Here is an 18,449-nt window from a genome sequence, read left to right as displayed (position 1 = left end):
TACGATTAATGTCAAGTGATATTAGCAGGAAATTTTAGTTTCCGGGTTTTGGGATAAAAGAAAACCGAAATACTCCCGAATTTCCTTCCAGGATTTTTCATCAATGCAATAGCAAATGGAAGGACCTTCGATGGTTCCCTTAATAATACCGACTTCTTTAAGCGCTTTTAAATGTTGGGAAACGGTGGCTTGAGCTAAACTTAGTTCATCGACTAAATCCCCGCAAATGCAAGCTTTTCTCTTAAGAATCGATTCAATGATGGCAATTCGAGCGGGATGCCCCAAGGCTTTCGCATAAGACGCGATTTTGTTTTGTCTTTTGTTAAATAATTCCGTCTTACTTATTCCCATGTGACAGCATCATTTCTGTCCAAATAGATTTTCAAGGAATATTTACGAAGAAGTAGTATTTATAAATAGTAATGATAAGGAATAAATTAGCTATCTATAGCCGAAGAAGCAATCCTGATTTGTTAAAGAGTTCGCGCAGTTGATCGGAGCAGACGAGAATACTACAAACTCACCGCTTATAGCAATCTTATGAACTAGAGTGCAGCCGATTTTTAACGCAATTTCCCGAAGTTGCATATTCCGAATCCTATATGAACCTACCTTTCAGCTTCCACCTATCGGCCTTTTTCAAGTATTCAACCTTCTATTGTCTCAATAAGAAATAACTTATTTCTAACGACAGGAAACTTTTTTTAATGTAAATGAACTGGAAATCGTTAGCTTACAGTCCTTTCTTTAAACTCATAAGATTACTTTTCTTTTCTACTCATCTTACCTTTCCTTATTTTCAGTTGAGAGGGTATCTACTCTAGCGTCACTAGGTAATATTCCTTCCGGATCAAATAATCCAAATCGGATCCGGAAGCTTTCGTTCGATCCGATGCAATTCATGAGGGACATTTCCGTTTCTCAATCGGATTTTAAAAAGCTAAATTGAGCGGGGCGGTTCCTTCAAACGGAATATAATCGTCACCGGGTTTCCTTTTTACGTATTCATGATAGGCAACTTTCTTCCATAAATGTATTTCATAAGCTTGTTGAATCGTACTATAACTTTCAATTTTACATAATATAGATTTCATACTACTCGTTTGAGGGATAAATTTATTGGCTTTATTATTTTTCAAGGCTTCATTTTACGAAATGATTCGAGTTTACGGGAAATTTTGTTGTAATTAGATTTGTGTCCTTCTTGAATAAAAGTTGAATGGATAATAATTTTTCGAAAAATCCGGAGGTGTTCTAAATTGATTCGATTTTCTTTGAATGTATCGCACGCCTTAGGGTCATTTTATTTCCTTAGAAATATTCCAGCTCTTAGAATATTACTCTATTTACTAATAATGTGGACTTCCTTAAATTGCGGAGCCTCGATCGCAATATTCGAAATGTTGCAAAAAACAAGTAAATCAGGAGATGATAATTCATTACTTACGTTATTTTCGTTAGAGACACTGACGAAATCCATAGCCATTTCAAATCTATCGAATATAGGAAATTCGGTTATAGAGACAGGCTTTTTGGTAGGAACTGCATTCGATAATAATTCGGTGAGCTCGGTGGAGGTAAGCTTGGATGGAGGACCTTTTTTGCCCGCGACCGGTACGACAAATTGGGTCTATCAACTCCCGAATGGTGCTAACACTTGGAAAATGGGAAGCTTGCATTCGATTAATGTACGAAGTAAGAATCCGACAGGAAATGTTTCCGCCTCCGTATCAATTAGCGCACGCCAAGGAAAGAATAAGGATATCAACGGAGACGGGTATCCGGATTTAGCGGTGGGAACTCCTTCCGCATCTTCGAATACAGGACAGGTCTTTTTATTTTATAGCTCGGGATCGGGCGGCATTCTAACTTCCAATTTGGCGGCGGCGAATGCTTCGATTTCGGGAACTGCAAATAGCACATTCGGAAATTTTGTGGATCTTGGAGATGTAAATGGGGATGGATATGCGGATCTCGCCGCTGGAGCAACTGCCTATTCGGCAAATACGGGTCAGGTCTATATATTTCATAGCACGGGAATTACCGGAATTAGCGCATCGTCGGTAGGCAATGCGAACGCTACGATTACAGGGATAGCCGGAAGCCAACTTGGATATGCATTAGCGCTTGGGGACATTAACGGTGACGGTTATGCGGATCTTGCTACGGGGGCATATATGTATTCGAATCACGCAGGTCAGGCGTATGTATTTCATAGTACGGGGAGCGCTGGGATCACCGCTTCATCCTATAGCGGGGCAAGTACGACTATTATCGGACCTGGAACCAGTAATTTTGCCGCATCCCTAGCTCTTGGGGATGTGAACGGAGACGGGTACGCGGACCTTGCGCTTGGAGGAAATTATTATAATACTTCGAGGGGAAATATTTGGATCTTTCATAGCGCTGGAAGCGGGGGGATTACCGCTTCATCATACAGTAGCGCCAATACGAACATACCGGGAGAAACGATATATAACGATTTTGGACTTCCCCTTGCTTTCGGAGACGTGAACGGAGACGGGTATGCGGATCTTGCTAGCGGTGCGAATCGTTACAATAATACATTTACCGGGAAGGTTTACGTATTCCAAAGTACTGGAATTAACGGGATTACTGTTTCCGCAGCAGGAAGCGCCACGACGATGATTACTGGACAAACAAGCGGCGATACTTTCGGAGGTAACCTCACCTTCGGTGATATTAACGGAGATGGTTATGCGGATTTAGCGGCCGGGGCAGCCAATTATGCAAGTGCCACTGGACGAGCCTATATATTTCCTAGCACCGGAAGTGCAGGGCTAAGCGCTGTAGCCTCGGTTACGATCAACGGGGAAGGTACCGGTAATAGTTTCGCCTCCGCTCTCGCCTTCTCCGACTTCAATGGAGACGGATATTCCGATCTTGCAGCCGGTGCAAGCACCTATTCTAGTACCCTTGGACGGACTTATGTATTCCTTAGCTCCGGAAAAACCGGAACTGTAGCTTCCCTTGCCTCCGCCGCCAACGCCATTATTACGGGCGCAACGAATAGTAATTTCGGGAGTTCGGTTGCCAATGGCAATGAGGATTCGATATGGAACAACTATTTGAAAATGGTCACTCGAACGGGAATTTTCAAGACGGAAGATACTTCGATTTTTTTAATTTCCAGCAGAACGGAAGAATTAGCTATTCGTGATTTTACTTATTTACGCAAACCTACGCAATCGAATCCTTTTTAGGAATCGGAAAAGCTTCGACTAAAAGGAGAAAGAAAGACTGGAAGAATCGCTTAACCGGAAATTCTCCTGAACGCACTTCATCGATTTCGGAGCTCTATAGCATTCTCCTCCTGAATTGACTCGATGATAATGATCAATAGAAGATGCATTCTTAATTAGTATTAACACCTCAAGAACGTACGATCTCAGTCCATTTCGAAGATTAAGCGTTCAGCGCTCGATATTCAATTTGTCCTAATGCAGGAAAATTGCGATCCTTCGGCCGATGTAACTCTGCGGAGCGTATTCGGCTGACCCAAAATATTCGTTAAGTAAAACTAAAAGAAGCGGATTCGACTACTCCATTCGCATTTTTTGTAGCATGTAGAATTTACCAAACTCTACGCCGATTTGGAGTAGGCCGAAACTAATATTTTAACCTGCTCGGAAGCGCGAAGCGAATTTGAAAATTCTATTGCTATTAATCCTTTGGTCCCGGCCTTCGAAGCGACAGTTTCGATTCGGATGATTTTTCCGGTAATTTTTACGTCTTTGATGGACGATCCGGAAATCAAGCACCGAATCGTAGAACCGACTTCGAAGTTCTTATAATTCCCGCTATCGACTTGGATGCAGAGTCCCGTATCGGAAATGTCAGAAATATTTCCTATGATTACGTCGTTTTTTTGGATAGCCAAAACGAATGGTTCGAAAATGTCCCAAGAATAAATTCTTTCGGCTTTTCTGCGCTCTTCGTTCATTTCGAAATCCTCGATCGCTCGCATTCTATAAAAATTGGACGTGAACTTAATTCAACTAAATAGTTGATAATTAGCAATTTACTTGAGTGCAACTTCAAAACCTTCGCAATTTTAAAAAAGACGAAATCAAAAAGTATAAACTTAATAAGTTAAGATCTGAAATTCGGATGTTAGTCAAAAGCCGTTAAGCTTAGAGCAAGCACTCTGTCCGAAAGCTGTATCATTTCGTTGAATTCAACTCCGATAATGCCTTTCATTCCACTCGAAGTTGCGACTTTATCTTTCCTAATAATGACACCGGCGAAATTGATATCTTCCATACTCGGCCCGGAAATAATCCCGGAGATTCTGGATCCGATTTCTTGATTTTTGACAGTTTCTAAATCCAAAAGAATTGCCATACCGAAGTCGGAGATATCGGACAGATTCCCGACTAATGCCCCCTTTTCATGCACCGCTAAAACAAGAAGTTCCAATAACTCTTTCGAAATGAGTCGTTCGCTTCTCCTCCTTTCCTCTCCCATTTCGAACTCCTTCGTGCAAGTTTTTGCACTTACGAATTTATCGGACGGAAGGAGAAGTAATTAGATTTCATTGTGTTTTAATAATATTGTTAAGTTTATATTCGGAAATTTCCTAGGTAAATACGGAAAACGACCTAAAACTATAAGTTTACCGGACGGAAATTGCGGGAATTAGATCAAATTAATATGCAGGCCGGTATTCTCCCTAAACGCCGCAATCGCTCAATTTAAGGAAAATTCTCTCTTAGAAACCTTTATTCTTTAACAAAACATAGGTTTAAACCGTCTAGCAGATCCGGAAAGGTTGATTATCACTGCCTCTATTCGAAAGCCAATATTTCTGTCCGGCAATTCAATTCCTTCTCGAGATATTCCGAGAACTTTCCTCATCTCTCTTTTGATAGAAGGAAGAGATCACTTACAAAAATCAATAATCACCTCTTAAGAAGTCGACTCGTATTCTAAAAGGCCGTTAACCTCCATTCTATCCTCGAAAGAGACAATCTCAATGGGAGAGCTCCTATACCTATAGAAGATGCTAGGGAACGTCCGAAGAGGGATTTTAAAATCTGCGAGTAAGCATTGCGTTATCGCATTCACTTGGCAGTGAAAAAAAAATCGATGAGGCACTCGATTCTCCCAAATAAGGAAATAACTTTCAGAGGACACTTCCGCTCATCCATATTGGTCCGCAGGAAACGCCCGGCCTAAAATTATCCGGATGATATATCGGAGGGATTCCGTTTACCCTATCCATTGCATATATCTTTCGGATTATACTCGATTATTTACCATAATATATTGATATATTAATCCTATCGGTATATTATTTTTTATTTAATTAAATAATTTATTTCCGTAATCCGATTCGAATTCGCCTCGTCTTAAAAATCCATAATGAGAGGTTTTTCAATGAAACTACTAATGATAATCCTGAATGTTTGGGTTCTTTGGCTCTACTCCTATAGAGAGTATTCCGTTATCGGAACCTTTAAGTCCTTAGAAGAATGCAAGGCAGCGGCGTCTCCCGATTTAGATAGCGTAATGCGTTGGAAAACCGAATGCAAGGAAGCAAAATAAATTAGTGTACTTAATTTGGAAAATCTTTGCCAGAAGCCGACATTCTGATAACGTCCTAAATTATTTGTGCATTTAGTAATTCATAGAAAGGCTCTCCTTCCTGATTGAGTTTGTAACTAACAAATTCATAAAAGGAGAATCCTCTATGAAGGCAAAAGGACGTTATCCAATTCTAAAGTTTACGACTTGAGAGCCTTGTCTTAAACATTAATTGTGCGAAATTTTCAAGGCACTAATTCTGATACTTTTTGTACTATAGGCTATTACTCCAGTCCAACCTCAACTTTTGCTTTGCTAAGTTCATTTCTTTCCGGTGATATATATTCTGCTCGTATTCCTATAGTAATACCTTACAAATTGAATTTTCAGTAACCTTCATCCCTCAAATGCCCTTCTGAATTCCGGAAGCGATTATCGTTTTCTGAAAAATCAGCTTAACGATCGACTCGAAGATTAGTTCCATTATTATATCCATTCATTGATCGAAATCAATTTGGTGGAATAGATTTTAAAGATTGAAGTTGATTTAGATCAATGCTTCGCTTGCTAATGAGGCGGAGATTTATCTAAAACCGATGATGATTGATAAAAAGAGATCTTATTCTCTCTGAAAGTATTATTATTTATTAATATAATCTGATTAATATTCAATTCTGACGTTGAGCTTTCGGATATTCGTTTAAAAAATAAAATACAATTGCACAATCTTCGGCTCTCTATATCGATTTCCTTTTTGAAAATATACTTGGATTTTTATAAAAATATATCAAGGTTAAGAAAATGAACTTAAAGAAAATACCGTTCGGTTTGATAGCATTCATATTATGGATTTGTACGATAACCGTACTAATTTATTATTTTATAGAGGGAAACACGGTTAAATCTAAGGACGATAGAGTTTCGATATATTTGAATGAAGATGAAAAGATACTCGTACTTACCGAAATGCGAGGATTACTTGCTTCGTTAAACGGGATTTTGGGAGGGCTTTCTGCAGGGGATTACGAAAAAGCGTCCGAATCTGCACGAGCATCCGGAATGGGGTTGGTAAAGAGTTTGGAAAATGAAGAAAAGAAAATTCTACTAAAACTTCCGATCGAGTTTAAGCAACTAGGATTTGGTACTCACGAACAATTCGATGTTATTTCCGAAAAGCTTAAACAGAAGAAAGATTTAGGCATTATTTTGCACGAGTTGGATATTTTGACTCGAAAATGCATAGCCTGTCATGCAACGTATAGGATAGATGTAGCGGTGCCAGGAAAATAAGCAAAACGAGAAAAGTTCCCGTCGTCTCCCCTATTTGTATATTTCGGTAGTTAACTGATAAAAAATATGGAACCTAGATGTCTCGGAATCGAACGATAGACAAGACTCAAACGATGACTGACGATTTTAAAAAAGTTAGATCGATCCTGATTCCCTCAATTTGTTGAATTCTTATCAAAATTTGTGTCTTCGAGTAATATCAGTGATTAAATGAAATCGAACGATGAATTTGGAAACCTGAGTCAGGCCCATTCTACTCGAGTTTTATCGATTAAGATTAAATAATGAACTTCTAACGTAGACAAACTGGCATCTTTTAATGCCTGATTTTCGAAAACTAAGAGCGAGAAGTATGGTCAAGCGGAATATTCGAAATTCAATCCGAAAATCGATAGGGTCGGAAACGAATTCGAACAAACTCAATATTAACTTATTAGTCTTCACCTGGCAATTTCGTAAATAATTTATTAGAATATTCCCACTCCTTTATATGTAAGATCTCGATCCGGAAATACGTCTCTTAGAGAATAAGAATCCTACCGAGGCAGTTATGAAATTAATTTTTCATTTTGCGATAAGTGACCTCCAAATTAAGGCTCAGAGAACGGAAGAAAGACCAACATAAACTATAATAAGTTTCGCGTAAGCTTTTCGCATTAGGCTCTTTTTAAATGGTCCATGCGAGCACTGTCCATTCCGCGAGCAACGAAACCAGGGAGCGGAAAACGATGATCACCGGTTATGAGATAAGGGAAGAGATTCACAAGGGCGGTAATGTTTCCGTATTTAGAGGGAACAGGACAGAAACGTCCGATCCGGTTATTATCAAAATTCATACCAACGAATTTCCTAGCATCGAAGACATTTCAAAATTTAAACGGGAGTACGAAATAGGCGCGGGAATCCATTCATTCGGTGTGATTCGTTACTATGGCATCGAGAAGTATAAGAACTCTTTCGCCATCGTTATGGAAGACTGCGGCGCAATTTCGCTTAATAGAATTATTAAAGATTTAAATCTGGAGCTTTCGCTAAAAATTTCGATTAAAATAGTCGAAGCTCTAGGAGAAATTCATAAAATTAATATAATTCATAAAGATATAAAGCCCAGCAATATTATAGTAAACTTACAAACTGGATTCGTAAAGATAATCGACTTCGGAATCGCTTCAAGATTAACGCAGGAAAACGCTTCGCTACAATCTCCGGAACATTTGGAAGGGACGTTAAGCTACATGTCTCCGGAACAGACCGGTCGCATGAATCGTTCCATAGATTATCGCTCGGACTTTTATTCTCTCGGCGCGACCTTTTACGAAATGTTGACCGGGGAACTTCTCTTTGAAACTACTAATTCGATGGAGCTTATCCATTATCATATAGCTAAGATTCCTATCCCTCCGCACGAAAGAAAGAGAGGACGTAATATACCGGAAAACCTTTCAAAAGTCACGATGAAACTACTGGCGAAAAATGCCGAAGATCGTTACCAAAGCATTTTTGGAATAAAAGCGGATTTAGAAAAATGTCTCGCCGAACTCGACGGAACTGCCGTCTCCGACGGCTCGGAATTTATTCCCGGTAAATTTGACATATCGGAAAGATTTCAAATTTCGCAAAAACTTTACGGCAGGGAAGAAGAATTAGAAAAGCTTTTAAATAGTTTTGAGAAAGTTTCCTTCGGGGAACGGGAGATGGTTTTCATTTCGGGATATTCCGGTATCGGAAAATCTTCATTAGTAAACGAAATTCATAAACCCGTATTGGCTCGACGAGGGTACGTTATAGAAGGAAAATATGAACAATTTAAAAAAGACGTACCGTATAGCGGATTTCTCAAAGCCTTTCAAAGTTTAATTCAACAGGTCTTATCCGCTGAAGAGTCTACTATCGAATCATTCCGAAAAGAGCTTACTAAGGTTCTTGGAACTAACGGGAGTATCCTCTCGGATGTAATTCCCGAATTAGAGCTCATTTTAGGAAAGTTACCGCCGTCGGCGACATTAGGACCTCAAGAAACTCAAAATAGATTTAATCTTGCAATTCAGAATTTTATACAAGTGTTTGCGAGAGCGAATCATCCTCTTACGATATTTCTCGACGACCTCCAATGGGCGGATTCGGCTTCTTTGAAGCTACTCGAAATCCTTGAGATAAATCCGGAATGCAAATACTTATTTATCATTGGAGCTTATCGCGATAACGAAGTAGACCCGTTGCACCCGTTATTGCATGTCGTCGGGGAAATTCAAAAATCGGGGACTAGCGTAGAATCGATCGCTCTTTCACCTCTGGATTTTGAGAGCTTGAACCTCTTAATTTCCGAGGCACTTCATTGCAGTATAGAAAAGGCAAAACCTTTGGCCGACTTGGTCGCATCTAAAACCGATCGAAATCCTTTCTTTGTTAACGAGTTTCTAAAAACCTTATATCAAAATAATCTTCTGAGCCTTGACGTCGCTACCGGTTCCTGGACCTGGGATTTAGAAAAAATAAGGGAAAGAGATATTACGGATAACGTTGTAGAGTTAATGTCTCAAAAGATTAAAGACCTGCCAGAGGAAACCAGTAGAATATTGCAATTAGGCGCTTGCATAGGAAACAGTTTCGATTTAAAAACCATTTCGACAGTACGCCAACTACCCGGGATAAAGATAATCGAAGATCTCTATGCCGCCGTTGAAAACGGATTACTTTTGCCTCTTGGAAACTCTTATCGTTATTTGGCAGCCAAGGACTTTTTAAATTCCCAAGATTCCGACTCCCAGTTAATGGTAAATCAATCCGATATTCGATTTAAATTCTTACATGACAGAGTTCAACAGGCGGCTTACGACCTGATACCGGAATCGGATAGGGCAGCATTGCATCTCAAAATAGGAAGACATCTCCTGAGCAGTTCTGACGAAGATAAAATTTCTGACCACTTAATCGACATTGTCGGACACTTAAACGCCGGATTACATTTGGTCGCTAGCGAACAAGAATTGTCTGAAATTGCGGATATGAATTTTCAAGCAGGCGTCAAAGCTAAGAATGCCGTTGCTTACAAATCCGCCTCGCACTACTTCCGAGTTGCGATGGGAATATTAGGCGAATCAGGCTGGGAAGCCCGACCTGAAAAAACTCTTTCAGTATATTCGGAAGCGACGGAGACTGAATATTTAAATACTAACTTCGATAGGATGGAGGAACTAGCAAATATTGTCGTGCAAAAATGCCGTTCCACTATTTCTACTATCACTGTTTTCGAAACGAGAATGCGAGCCAAAACGGCTCAGTCGAGATACAGAGAAGCGATAGGAATTTCAAGCGAGGTTTTACGGTCGTTAGGCGTTCATATTCCGATTAACGCAAAAAAAATTGATGTCATAGTCGGATTAATTATGACAAAGCTTTCGATCGGATCAAAATCCGCAATCGATTTGGAAAATCTTCCCCAGATGCAAGATTTTAAGAAATTAGCCGCGATGAATTTATTGATGGAAACCTGTCCGGCAGCTTACATAGCCGTACCGAATCTTTTTCCCATCATCGTTTTCAACATGATTAAAACTTCCTTAAAACATGGAAGTTCGCCGGTAACCGCCTACGCATTCTGCGTCTATGGATTGATTTTGATAAGCGCAGTCGGCGATCTGCAAGCGGGCTACGAATTCGGAAAAATGTCCCTTCGACTGATAGAAAAATTCGAAGTGCCCGGATTTAAAAACAAAATTAATATGCTATACAATGCTTTTATTATACACTGGAAGGAGCATCTGGCGGAAACGAAAGAAAACATGGAGGAAGTTTCCCGAATCGCCATTCAGACGGGAGATCTCGAATATGCTTGCTACGCTGCGATCACTTATTGCAATAATTCCTTTCTCTGCGGCGACCCTTTACCTTTCGTTCTAAGAAAGGCGAATCATTATTTAGAATTAAGCAAAAAATTTAAGCAAGAAATCGCAATTAGCAATATTCGAATCATCTTGCAATTCAGCGAGGACCTTTCCCAATACAAATCTTTTCCCGAAGAATTTTTCGGAGAAACTTTTCAGAAAGAAAATCTGGAGTACCTGATTGAAACTAGGAACTTTAGCGGCCTTTCTTTCTACTATTTCATGTCTTCAGTATTGCATTATTTATCCGGATCGTATGAAAAAGCCCTAAAATGTTCCGACCTGAGCGCGAAAAATATCGATGCTGCTGCCGGCCTCGCCTGGATACCCGAATACCATTTTTACCGCTCGATGATCCTGTTAGCGTTGAGCGAATCCGTTTCGAAATCGAAGCGAAGAAAGTTCATAGCGATGGCCTACGAAAACCATAAAAAATTAAAGAAATGGGCCAGCTTTGCTCCGATGAATCACCTTCATAAAGTATATTTAATGGAAGCGGAGAAAATGAAAGCCTTAGGAAAGAACTCTGCGGCCGCCGATTTTTATGAAAAGGCGATACAAACTGCTTCTAAAAATAATTACGGAAATATTCTCGCGCTATCGTATGAGAGAGCGGCTAAATTCTATTTTTCCGACAAAAAGGATCTGATCGGAAAAGTCTATCTGCAAAAAGCACACTATTTTTATACGTTATGGGGAGCGCTTGCTAAGGTGAAGGAAATTGAAGAACTATCTCCCGAATCGTTTCCGAAATCTTTTGATTCTTCCACTGTTGCAAATCAAGTGACCTCGACATATTCCGCCGGAACGGCAACTAAGGAAAAGTCATCTCGTCAATTGGATTTCGATAGCATCCTAAAGGCATTTCAAGCGTTGTCCGGCGAGATCGTTTTAGAAAGATTATTGGAGAAGATAATGGCAATTGCGATCGAAAACGCGGGAGCGGAAACAGGGCTCTTGATTTTGGATCGTAACGGAAACTTAGAAATCCTAGCGCGAGGCTCCTTAAAAGAAAAGGGGGCGGTCACCGATCAAGAATCCGCGCAACTTACTCAAAATGATACGACTCCGACTGCGATTTTAGAATATGTCCGTCGGACCGGTAAGACAGTCGTAATTTCGGACGCAATACGGGATGAAAATTTTGCAAGCATTCCTTACGTAATTTATAATAAACCTAAATCCATAATTTCTCTACCGATTCGAAATCAAGGGAAATTCTTAGGTATGCTATATTTAGAAAACAATCTTACGACCGGCGCATTTACGCCGGAAAGAATCGATGTATTAGATATTTTATCTTCTCAAGCCGCTGTTTCGATCGAGAACGCGCTCCTTTATTCGAATTTGGAAGCTAAAGTAAAGGAAAGAACAATCCAATTGAAAAATGTTGTGGATGATCTGAATAAAACGAATTCGAATTTGGAAGGGACTCTAAAAGAATTACATGCTTTAAAACAACAACAAGACGGCGATTACTATTTAACCTCTTTATTAATGACTCCATTAAACAGCAACGAAGTCTCCGATGACCGAATAAGTGTGGAGTTCTTTCTCAAACAGAAAAAAGAATTTCAATTTAAGCAATGGACGTCGGAAATCGGAGGCGATCTTTGCAGTGCTCATACGATAAGCTTAAAAGGAAAAAAATATACAGTATTCTCCAATGCGGATGCTATGGGTAAATCCATACAAGGAGCTGGAGGAGCTTTAGTTTTCGGCTCAGTTTTAGAAGCCATGATTCAAAGGGTCAAATTGTCGGCCACTGCGCAGGACCAATTTCCGGAGCGTTGGTTAAAAAATGCCTTCACCGAATTAGATAAAATCTTTAAATCCTTTGACGGATCGATGTACGTTTCCTGCATAATCGGCCTGATCGATAATGAAAACGGTTTTCTATATTGTTTTAACGCGGAACATCCCGGGATAGTTCTTTATAAAGATCAACATGCCAGCTTTATACAAGATCAGCCGTCTATGTATAAATTAGGAACTTTCTGGAATGAAGGAGTATTTGCGATCCAGACCCATCAACTCGCTCCTGGGGACTCTATCTTTATAGGATCCGACGGTAAAGATGATATAATGCTTCATCCCGAAGGAATCCAGAAAAGAAGAATCAACGAAAACGAAACCCTATTTCTCGATTGTGTAGCCGAAGGGAAAGGCGAACTTACTGCGATCAAAGAAGCTATCTTAAGAAAAGGAGATCTAACCGATGACTTTTCAATATTACATTTAATTTATAAAGGATCGAATGAAGCCGGAAATAGGGTCGTATCTTTACAAGTCGAAAATATTATTAAATCGATCAATTCGGAACCCGCCGAATCGGCCAAATATTCGCGGCTTGTTTCCGAGCTGGAAAAGGAACTTGCGATTAATAAAACTTCGATTCCGATAATCAAATGTTTAATGAAATCGAACCTAAAATTAAAACGATATAAAGAAGCTGCCGACTACGCCGTAATGTTTTCCTCGCTTTGTCCGGGAAACACAAAAGCAATCTTTACTGCGGCGCATTGTTTTAGAAAGATCGGTGATCTTGAACACGCAATAGATATGGGGGAACGTTTGAGGTTGAGAAATTTTCAGGATGTCTCAGTCTTATCTCTCTTAGCCAAACTTTACGAAACGATCGGAAATCACACTCAGGCAGAAATTCTTAAAGAAAAAGTGAGACAGAGTAGTAGTATGCATAATTCTTAAGATGCAATCTTCGGCGTACGAGAACTACGAAAAAAATCGAAATATCGAAAGTATCCAGATTAACCGATCGGAAGTTCGTGCATTTGCACCTTCCCTCCTTTCAGCTTTAGTAGGCATAAGGAAACCTATCAATTTTCAAAAATATTCATCCCGGAGAATTAATTTTCTTATCGATTCAGTAATGTCCATCGGCTGAGATCGAAAAAAAGACAGGAGGAAATATGGTCGAAATAAGACGATATTGGGATCTCCGATCGTAGGATAATCTTTATTTTGCTCAGTAATCAATATTTATCCGTTAGCGTAAAGAAATCTTAATCGTAAGCAATGCCGAAATATTTAAAAAATGAATTCTTACTAAGCAATCGCGGGATTAGTAAGAATTCTGAATGTAAAGACTCCGCGGTAGTGAGTCTCTAAGCTTCAACCAGCCTTACAGTCTAACAGGAGTGAACGGAACTCTTGAAAGCTGTCTCTTAATAAATATTAAGACTTGCTCGCAGCGGGCTTACCGACTGGAATCGCCACCTCTTCTTTCGAAGTGAATTTTTGGATCGCATCTAAAACTTTATCTCTTACCTCGACTGCGTTTTTCTCAATTGTTGCTTTCGATTCCTTTACACTATCTGCCACTTTTATCGACAAATCACGAATACGGGTCGACGATTCACTTTTGTCGGCAGCCCCTTTTGCTACGAATTCTTCGTATTTTTTTATTATGATCTCCTTAGTTCTTTCGAATTCTTCTTTTCCTAAATTCACAACCCCGATTCCAGCGTTGACCATGTTCATTAATTCGATTTCCATGCATTCCTCCTGTCCAAAGACTCTGCGTTTATATTTTCTGCATATAATCAGTCAATATAATTCTGCAATAATATTTTACCAAATTCAATAATATTATGATGTAATAAGTTCATTAACATATCATTATTTTGCTACATTGTGGCGTAGAAATATTTACCTACATAAAAATAGCCCCCTCTCCCTTTATGATAAATTCTTTTTATTATCTTTTCTATGCCTAAAAAAATGTGCAAAATGATTTAGAAATCGTAACAGAAGCAATTCTAACTTATGAAATGAATATCGGAAATATCGATAGCGACTGGAGTTTTTAGCAAGTATCTCCGAAATTGCAGCAGGAATTCCAAGAAAGGATCGTTCGCAAGAATGCCTTTTGCTCGGTTTCCCCTTTCCGCAAATTTTCCGGAAAAAAATTTAGTGATCTTGATTTTAAAGGAATTCTTGCAGGAAGCAAAGCTACCGAAAACTCCAATGCAGATAAGTGTATCATCGGAATTAAATTTACTTCCGAATTTTCTTATCCGGATAGAGCTACTCTGTTAAGCTTGAGATCAAATGACCGAAGTATGATAAAATATATTTCTTGAGTCCAAGATCGGAATATTTCCCGAAATAAGTCCGACCTACCCTAATCTCTCCAGTATATTAGTTAAATTTAATTTTATATTATTATGTCTTTTTTTTAGTTTGAGTTCTACGCCGGATTCCGATTTAAGCACAGATGCCTTATATGCTAATTGCTATCCTTTATATTCGGAATCTATCCGGGCCTGACGGCTACATAGCGGGAAGAGACTCCGGTCACGGATAGGGATAGCTGAAACATAGCTACCTTAAGCGTTACTCTTGAAGGTATTTATTACTTAAGAAACATAGAGATCGGCACATCTAATATATTTGAAACCTTTCTAGCAATTTCGTTTGTCATAGGCAGGATTCCACTTTCTATGCCGCTAATTTGATCAACTGAAACGCCTTCAAGCTTGCTTGAAAATTCTTCATGCGTAAGATTACGTCTCTCCCGCAGTATTTTCATGATAACTCCGGCGGCACGGTTACCGCTTTCTTCCAAATCCAATAACTCGCTCCTCCCGGAAAGAAGGGTGGAGGAAAACGACTGGTCTATCATAATTTTTCGGGAAAAACCCTAATATTTGTCAATTATTCCCCCGTCAGATACCTTTCTAATCGCATAAACGGGGACGGTTAATTAAAAAGAAAATGTAAAAATCGGTTTTCCGACTACGATTTTGAAGCCGGCTATTTCCATACTTAATCTATTCCAAAATAAGAAAGCGACCTGGCATCTGGAACTGAGCAATTCCGATTATTTAGAAATCACTTTTATAGTAATTTGAAAATAAATTAGAATGGTTCTATTGGAAGAAATTCTCTAATCCTAACGGCAAAATATTTTTCTTTAATAGGAGCCGAATACCCATTGAATTCGCAAGTGATCGAAGTATATTCCCTATCCCAAACGTCTACTTTATGTGGAATTAATATAACATAGCTAATGTTCACAATGTAGATACTGCCAAGAAATTACATTTTATCCATTCAGCGGGACAAGGGCAATAATGCGCGAACGTCGACAGTCCGAAAGAATTTATTCGGAAGAACTATGTAAATTTAAAGTTACGCTACGATTCGAAGAAGTAGTATTCAATGGTTTTCTAATGAATATTTCCGAAATCGGAATCGGGGTTGTCGGAACGATCAAAAACGGAAATAGTTTTGCAGTCGGAACATCGGTTTCCGGCCAAATTCAATTTCCGGATTCTTGGGATAAACTTAAATTTAACGGCGACGTAGCCCGCAAGGAATATATTTCAAATGACGCTGGTGATTCTCTTGTATTGGGGATCAAATTTGCTAACCGAATAAGTCTACCAATCTCTATATTAAAATTAGCATTACTAGCAGGAGGAAAATCTGTCTAATGTCAAACTTAATGAATCTATTTATAAAGTTCTCCCGTAATTTCGATCGAATGTCGTGATCGGGATTTCTGGTTCGCTATAACTATACCTCCAAATCCAGTTTTATTTCCCGCCTATTTCGACTCAAACGCAGAACAAGCTTAGAAATCGGGTCGTGCATAAATCGCCGATACGATATTTACTTATCGCTTCCGCTAGTGCATCGATACGACACATACTGATTGATGTAGTAGAAAGACCGCTTTCGAACTATCGTTAGCGGAAAGTTTCCTTGGGCCACTATAGTTTGAGCTGGAGAGAGTAAGTTCAGCATAATTCTATGTTTCCCGAAACTAATACTCTACTGAGTGACGCATTTTAAAACTTAACGATTAACCGATATCGTCGGTCCCAAGTCGTCGTTGTAAAAGTTCCTTCACGGGTGGAGAGGGGGCAGACTCAAACGCTGCATTTCTGTAAAAATTCGCCATCTGGATATTTCCGCATCTCCGATGCAAATCAGCCTGGACTGCAGACCAAATATAAGAACCCAATAATCGAGAATGCGGTTCAAAACCGTCAAGAATTTCAAGTCCCTTCGCTGGGCCTTGCAATTCTGCTACGGCAACTGCGAGATTCAACTTTTGCAGCGCGGAGGGTCCGATCTTTTCTAACATCGAATAGTATTCAACAATTCTCTCCCAGCGAGTTTCCCGAAATGAGGGAGCGAGACAATGTTCCGCCGCGATCCCCGCTTCCGCGTGATACTTTGTAAAGTTATCACCGTTTGCAGATTTGGCTAGCCATTCTAGCCCGACCAAAATTCCTTGTTGGTCCCAAAGATTTCTGTTCTGCTCCTCCAACAAGAGCAACCCACCGGATCCATCCTGACGGGCGGTCATTCGCGCCGAATGTAAATGCATTAATGCTAATAAAGCATATGTTTCTGAATTCCGGCCTATCGAATGTTCGGCCAAAAGAGTCGTAAGCCGTATCGCTTCGTTGCAAAGTTCCTTTCGGATCGGTTGAACTGTATGAGAAGAAAGGTAACCTTCCGTGAATAAAAGATACAACACTTTGTTTACGCTCGGAAGTCGCTTGGAATATTGGGTAGCGGTAAGTTCTCCAGAGTACGGCGGAAGTTTTCGCAAGCTGCTTCGAGCTCGACCGAGACGTTTATATATATTGGCTTCAGTAGTAAATAGTCGAACTGCAATCTCCTGGATGCTGAAACCGCAAAGAGTTTTTAGAGCCAACACAAGCTGCGATTCTATGGGGATCATTTCGTTACAAGAGGCAAATAGCATTAGCAATAAGTCGTCTTGCACTTCCCTTTCTAAAAATGCCTCTTGATCGAAATTGAGGTATAGGATTGCTTCCGTCGCATTTTGTTTCAAGATTCGTCGACGGGTCGTTTGCTGTCGCAATTCTCCCATCAGCCTATTATACGTTACTCGATAAAGCCATGCCGAGGGATTATCCGGCAAGCCTGTTATTATCCATGTTTCAAGCGCAGTCATTAACGAAGACTGAACTACATCTTCAATGTCTTCGATATGTTGCACTCCGACGCGACGCGACAGCATGGCAACAAGCCTGCCATACTCGTGTCGGAAGAAGTGCTCAACCAGTTTCGGAGGCGTCAAGGAACGTTGATCTCTCTAACCTCGACACTTGAGCCAGGTCTTACCACTCCAGGACATTGCCGAGCGATATCTATCGCCTCTTCCAAACTTTCCGCAGAGACAATCATATACCCGCCGATCACTTCCTTTGCCTCTGGAAAAGGTCCGTCCGTTACACCGTCCGAGCTTACGGTTTTTCCTCCCTTTAGCCTCCCTCCCATATCGACGATATTTTCCCGGAACTTCTCTTTCCAAGCGGTGAATAGAGCATACATCTCCTCCATTTGCGCCGGAGATGGCTTATCCATTTTTCCGGATTGTCCTCTTTGGATACATAGATACTTCTGATTTGGCATACGGTACCTCCTGCCTTGTCGTATCGGTCGACTAAACCGATAGCCTAATGACGCGTGTGGAGTACCGTTTTGGACACTTCGTTGCAACTTTTTTTTAAAAAATGAAGATTCGGTTTGGATGCTCGCTTAATGTTTATAATAATTTTTCCGCAAGTATCGATCAGTTTACTTAGATCTCGATCATGCCTAAGTGAGATTCGACCGTAGGACTCGCAATCCTGTCGATTCATAACTTCGATGATACTATTATTCTTTCTATCAAAATTAATTCATTTATTGGTGAATTATCTATGACAAAACTTATTCGTC

At 39.9% G+C, this 18,449-nt stretch carries 13 protein-coding genes; 5 read left to right on the top strand and 8 right to left on the bottom strand.

The window, feature by feature from the left end; all coding sequences use genetic code 11:
* Positions 1-21: 21 nt before the first annotated feature.
* Both LEP1GSC050_RS00975 and LEP1GSC050_RS20775 read right to left on the bottom strand, forming a co-directional pair.
* On the bottom strand, positions 22-351 hold the full coding sequence (locus tag LEP1GSC050_RS00975) for an ArsR/SmtB family transcription factor (RefSeq protein WP_010569201.1): 330 nt from the start codon (positions 349-351) through the stop codon (positions 22-24).
* A 581-nt stretch (positions 352-932) separates the two neighbouring features.
* Positions 933-1,094 (bottom strand): hypothetical protein, encoded by a 162-nt coding sequence (locus tag LEP1GSC050_RS20775; protein ID WP_156895921.1) that lies wholly within the window; start codon positions 1,092-1,094, stop codon positions 933-935.
* Positions 1,095-1,259: 165 nt separating this feature from the next.
* Here LEP1GSC050_RS20775 and LEP1GSC050_RS00970 point away from each other — a divergent pair, with 165 nt between their 5' ends.
* Positions 1,260-3,224: a beta strand repeat-containing protein gene (locus LEP1GSC050_RS00970; protein ID WP_020987012.1), complete on the top strand. Its 1,965-nt coding sequence runs from the start codon at positions 1,260-1,262 to the stop codon at positions 3,222-3,224.
* A gap of 380 nt (positions 3,225-3,604) precedes the next feature.
* Here the strand turns inward: LEP1GSC050_RS00970 and LEP1GSC050_RS00965 are convergent, their stop codons facing one another.
* Positions 3,605-3,964, bottom strand: a complete 360-nt coding sequence (locus LEP1GSC050_RS00965; protein ID WP_040910890.1) for a PilZ domain-containing protein — start codon at positions 3,962-3,964, stop codon at positions 3,605-3,607.
* Positions 3,965-4,134: 170 nt separating this feature from the next.
* Complete coding sequence (locus LEP1GSC050_RS00960) at positions 4,135-4,488, bottom strand: PilZ domain-containing protein (RefSeq protein WP_010569197.1); 354 nt, start codon at positions 4,486-4,488, stop codon at positions 4,135-4,137.
* A gap of 912 nt (positions 4,489-5,400) precedes the next feature.
* On the opposite strand from LEP1GSC050_RS00960, the gene LEP1GSC050_RS20915 reads away from it, so the two are divergent.
* The 3 genes from LEP1GSC050_RS20915 to LEP1GSC050_RS00945 all read left to right on the top strand — a co-directional run bounded on the left by LEP1GSC050_RS20915 (position 5,401) and on the right by LEP1GSC050_RS00945 (position 13,430).
* Positions 5,401-5,568 carry a hypothetical protein gene (locus LEP1GSC050_RS20915; protein ID WP_198012823.1) on the top strand — a complete coding sequence of 56 codons (168 nt, stop codon included), beginning with the start codon at positions 5,401-5,403 and terminating at the stop codon, positions 5,566-5,568.
* 780 nt (positions 5,569-6,348) lie between these two features.
* Positions 6,349-6,837, top strand: coding sequence for a hypothetical protein (locus tag LEP1GSC050_RS00950; RefSeq protein ID WP_010569196.1), 489 nt, complete (start codon positions 6,349-6,351; stop codon positions 6,835-6,837).
* A gap of 671 nt (positions 6,838-7,508) precedes the next feature.
* On the top strand, positions 7,509-13,430 hold the full coding sequence (locus LEP1GSC050_RS00945) for a protein kinase domain-containing protein (protein ID WP_232225629.1): 5,922 nt from the start codon (positions 7,509-7,511) through the stop codon (positions 13,428-13,430).
* Between the two features lie 486 nt (positions 13,431-13,916).
* Here the strand turns inward: LEP1GSC050_RS00945 and LEP1GSC050_RS00935 are convergent, their stop codons facing one another.
* Together LEP1GSC050_RS00935 and LEP1GSC050_RS00925 are read right to left on the bottom strand one after the other, a co-directional pair.
* Positions 13,917-14,237 carry a phasin-related domain-containing protein gene (locus LEP1GSC050_RS00935; RefSeq protein ID WP_010569193.1) on the bottom strand — a complete coding sequence of 107 codons (321 nt, stop codon included), beginning with the start codon at positions 14,235-14,237 and terminating at the stop codon, positions 13,917-13,919.
* Positions 14,238-15,096: 859 nt separating this feature from the next.
* The gene (locus LEP1GSC050_RS00925; protein WP_040910889.1) at positions 15,097-15,315 is read right to left on the bottom strand and encodes a helix-turn-helix domain-containing protein; all 219 of its coding nucleotides are present in this window, start codon (positions 15,313-15,315) and stop codon (positions 15,097-15,099) included.
* Between the two features lie 502 nt (positions 15,316-15,817).
* On the opposite strand from LEP1GSC050_RS00925, the gene LEP1GSC050_RS00920 reads away from it, so the two are divergent.
* Entirely contained in the window at positions 15,818-16,180 is a 363-nt protein-coding gene (locus LEP1GSC050_RS00920) for a PilZ domain-containing protein (RefSeq protein ID WP_010569190.1), read from the top strand.
* A gap of 371 nt (positions 16,181-16,551) precedes the next feature.
* On the opposite strand, the gene LEP1GSC050_RS00915 is transcribed toward LEP1GSC050_RS00920, so the two are convergent.
* A complete protein-coding gene (locus tag LEP1GSC050_RS00915; protein ID WP_040910810.1) occupies positions 16,552-17,805 on the bottom strand; it encodes an RNA polymerase sigma factor in 1,254 nt (417 codons plus the stop codon).
* Positions 17,802-18,140 (bottom strand): YciI family protein, encoded by a 339-nt coding sequence (locus LEP1GSC050_RS00910; protein ID WP_010569188.1) that lies wholly within the window; start codon positions 18,138-18,140, stop codon positions 17,802-17,804. Before LEP1GSC050_RS00910 ends, LEP1GSC050_RS00915 begins: the two co-directional genes overlap by 4 nt.
* Between the last annotated feature and the right edge of the window lie 309 nt (positions 18,141-18,449).

It is taken from the genome of Leptospira broomii serovar Hurstbridge str. 5399 (assembly GCF_000243715.2).
Classification (GTDB): Bacteria; Spirochaetota; Leptospiria; order Leptospirales; family Leptospiraceae; genus Leptospira_B; species Leptospira_B broomii.
Note: the sequence above shows the minus strand (reverse complement) of the source record. Positions and strands in the feature narration are given on the sequence as shown.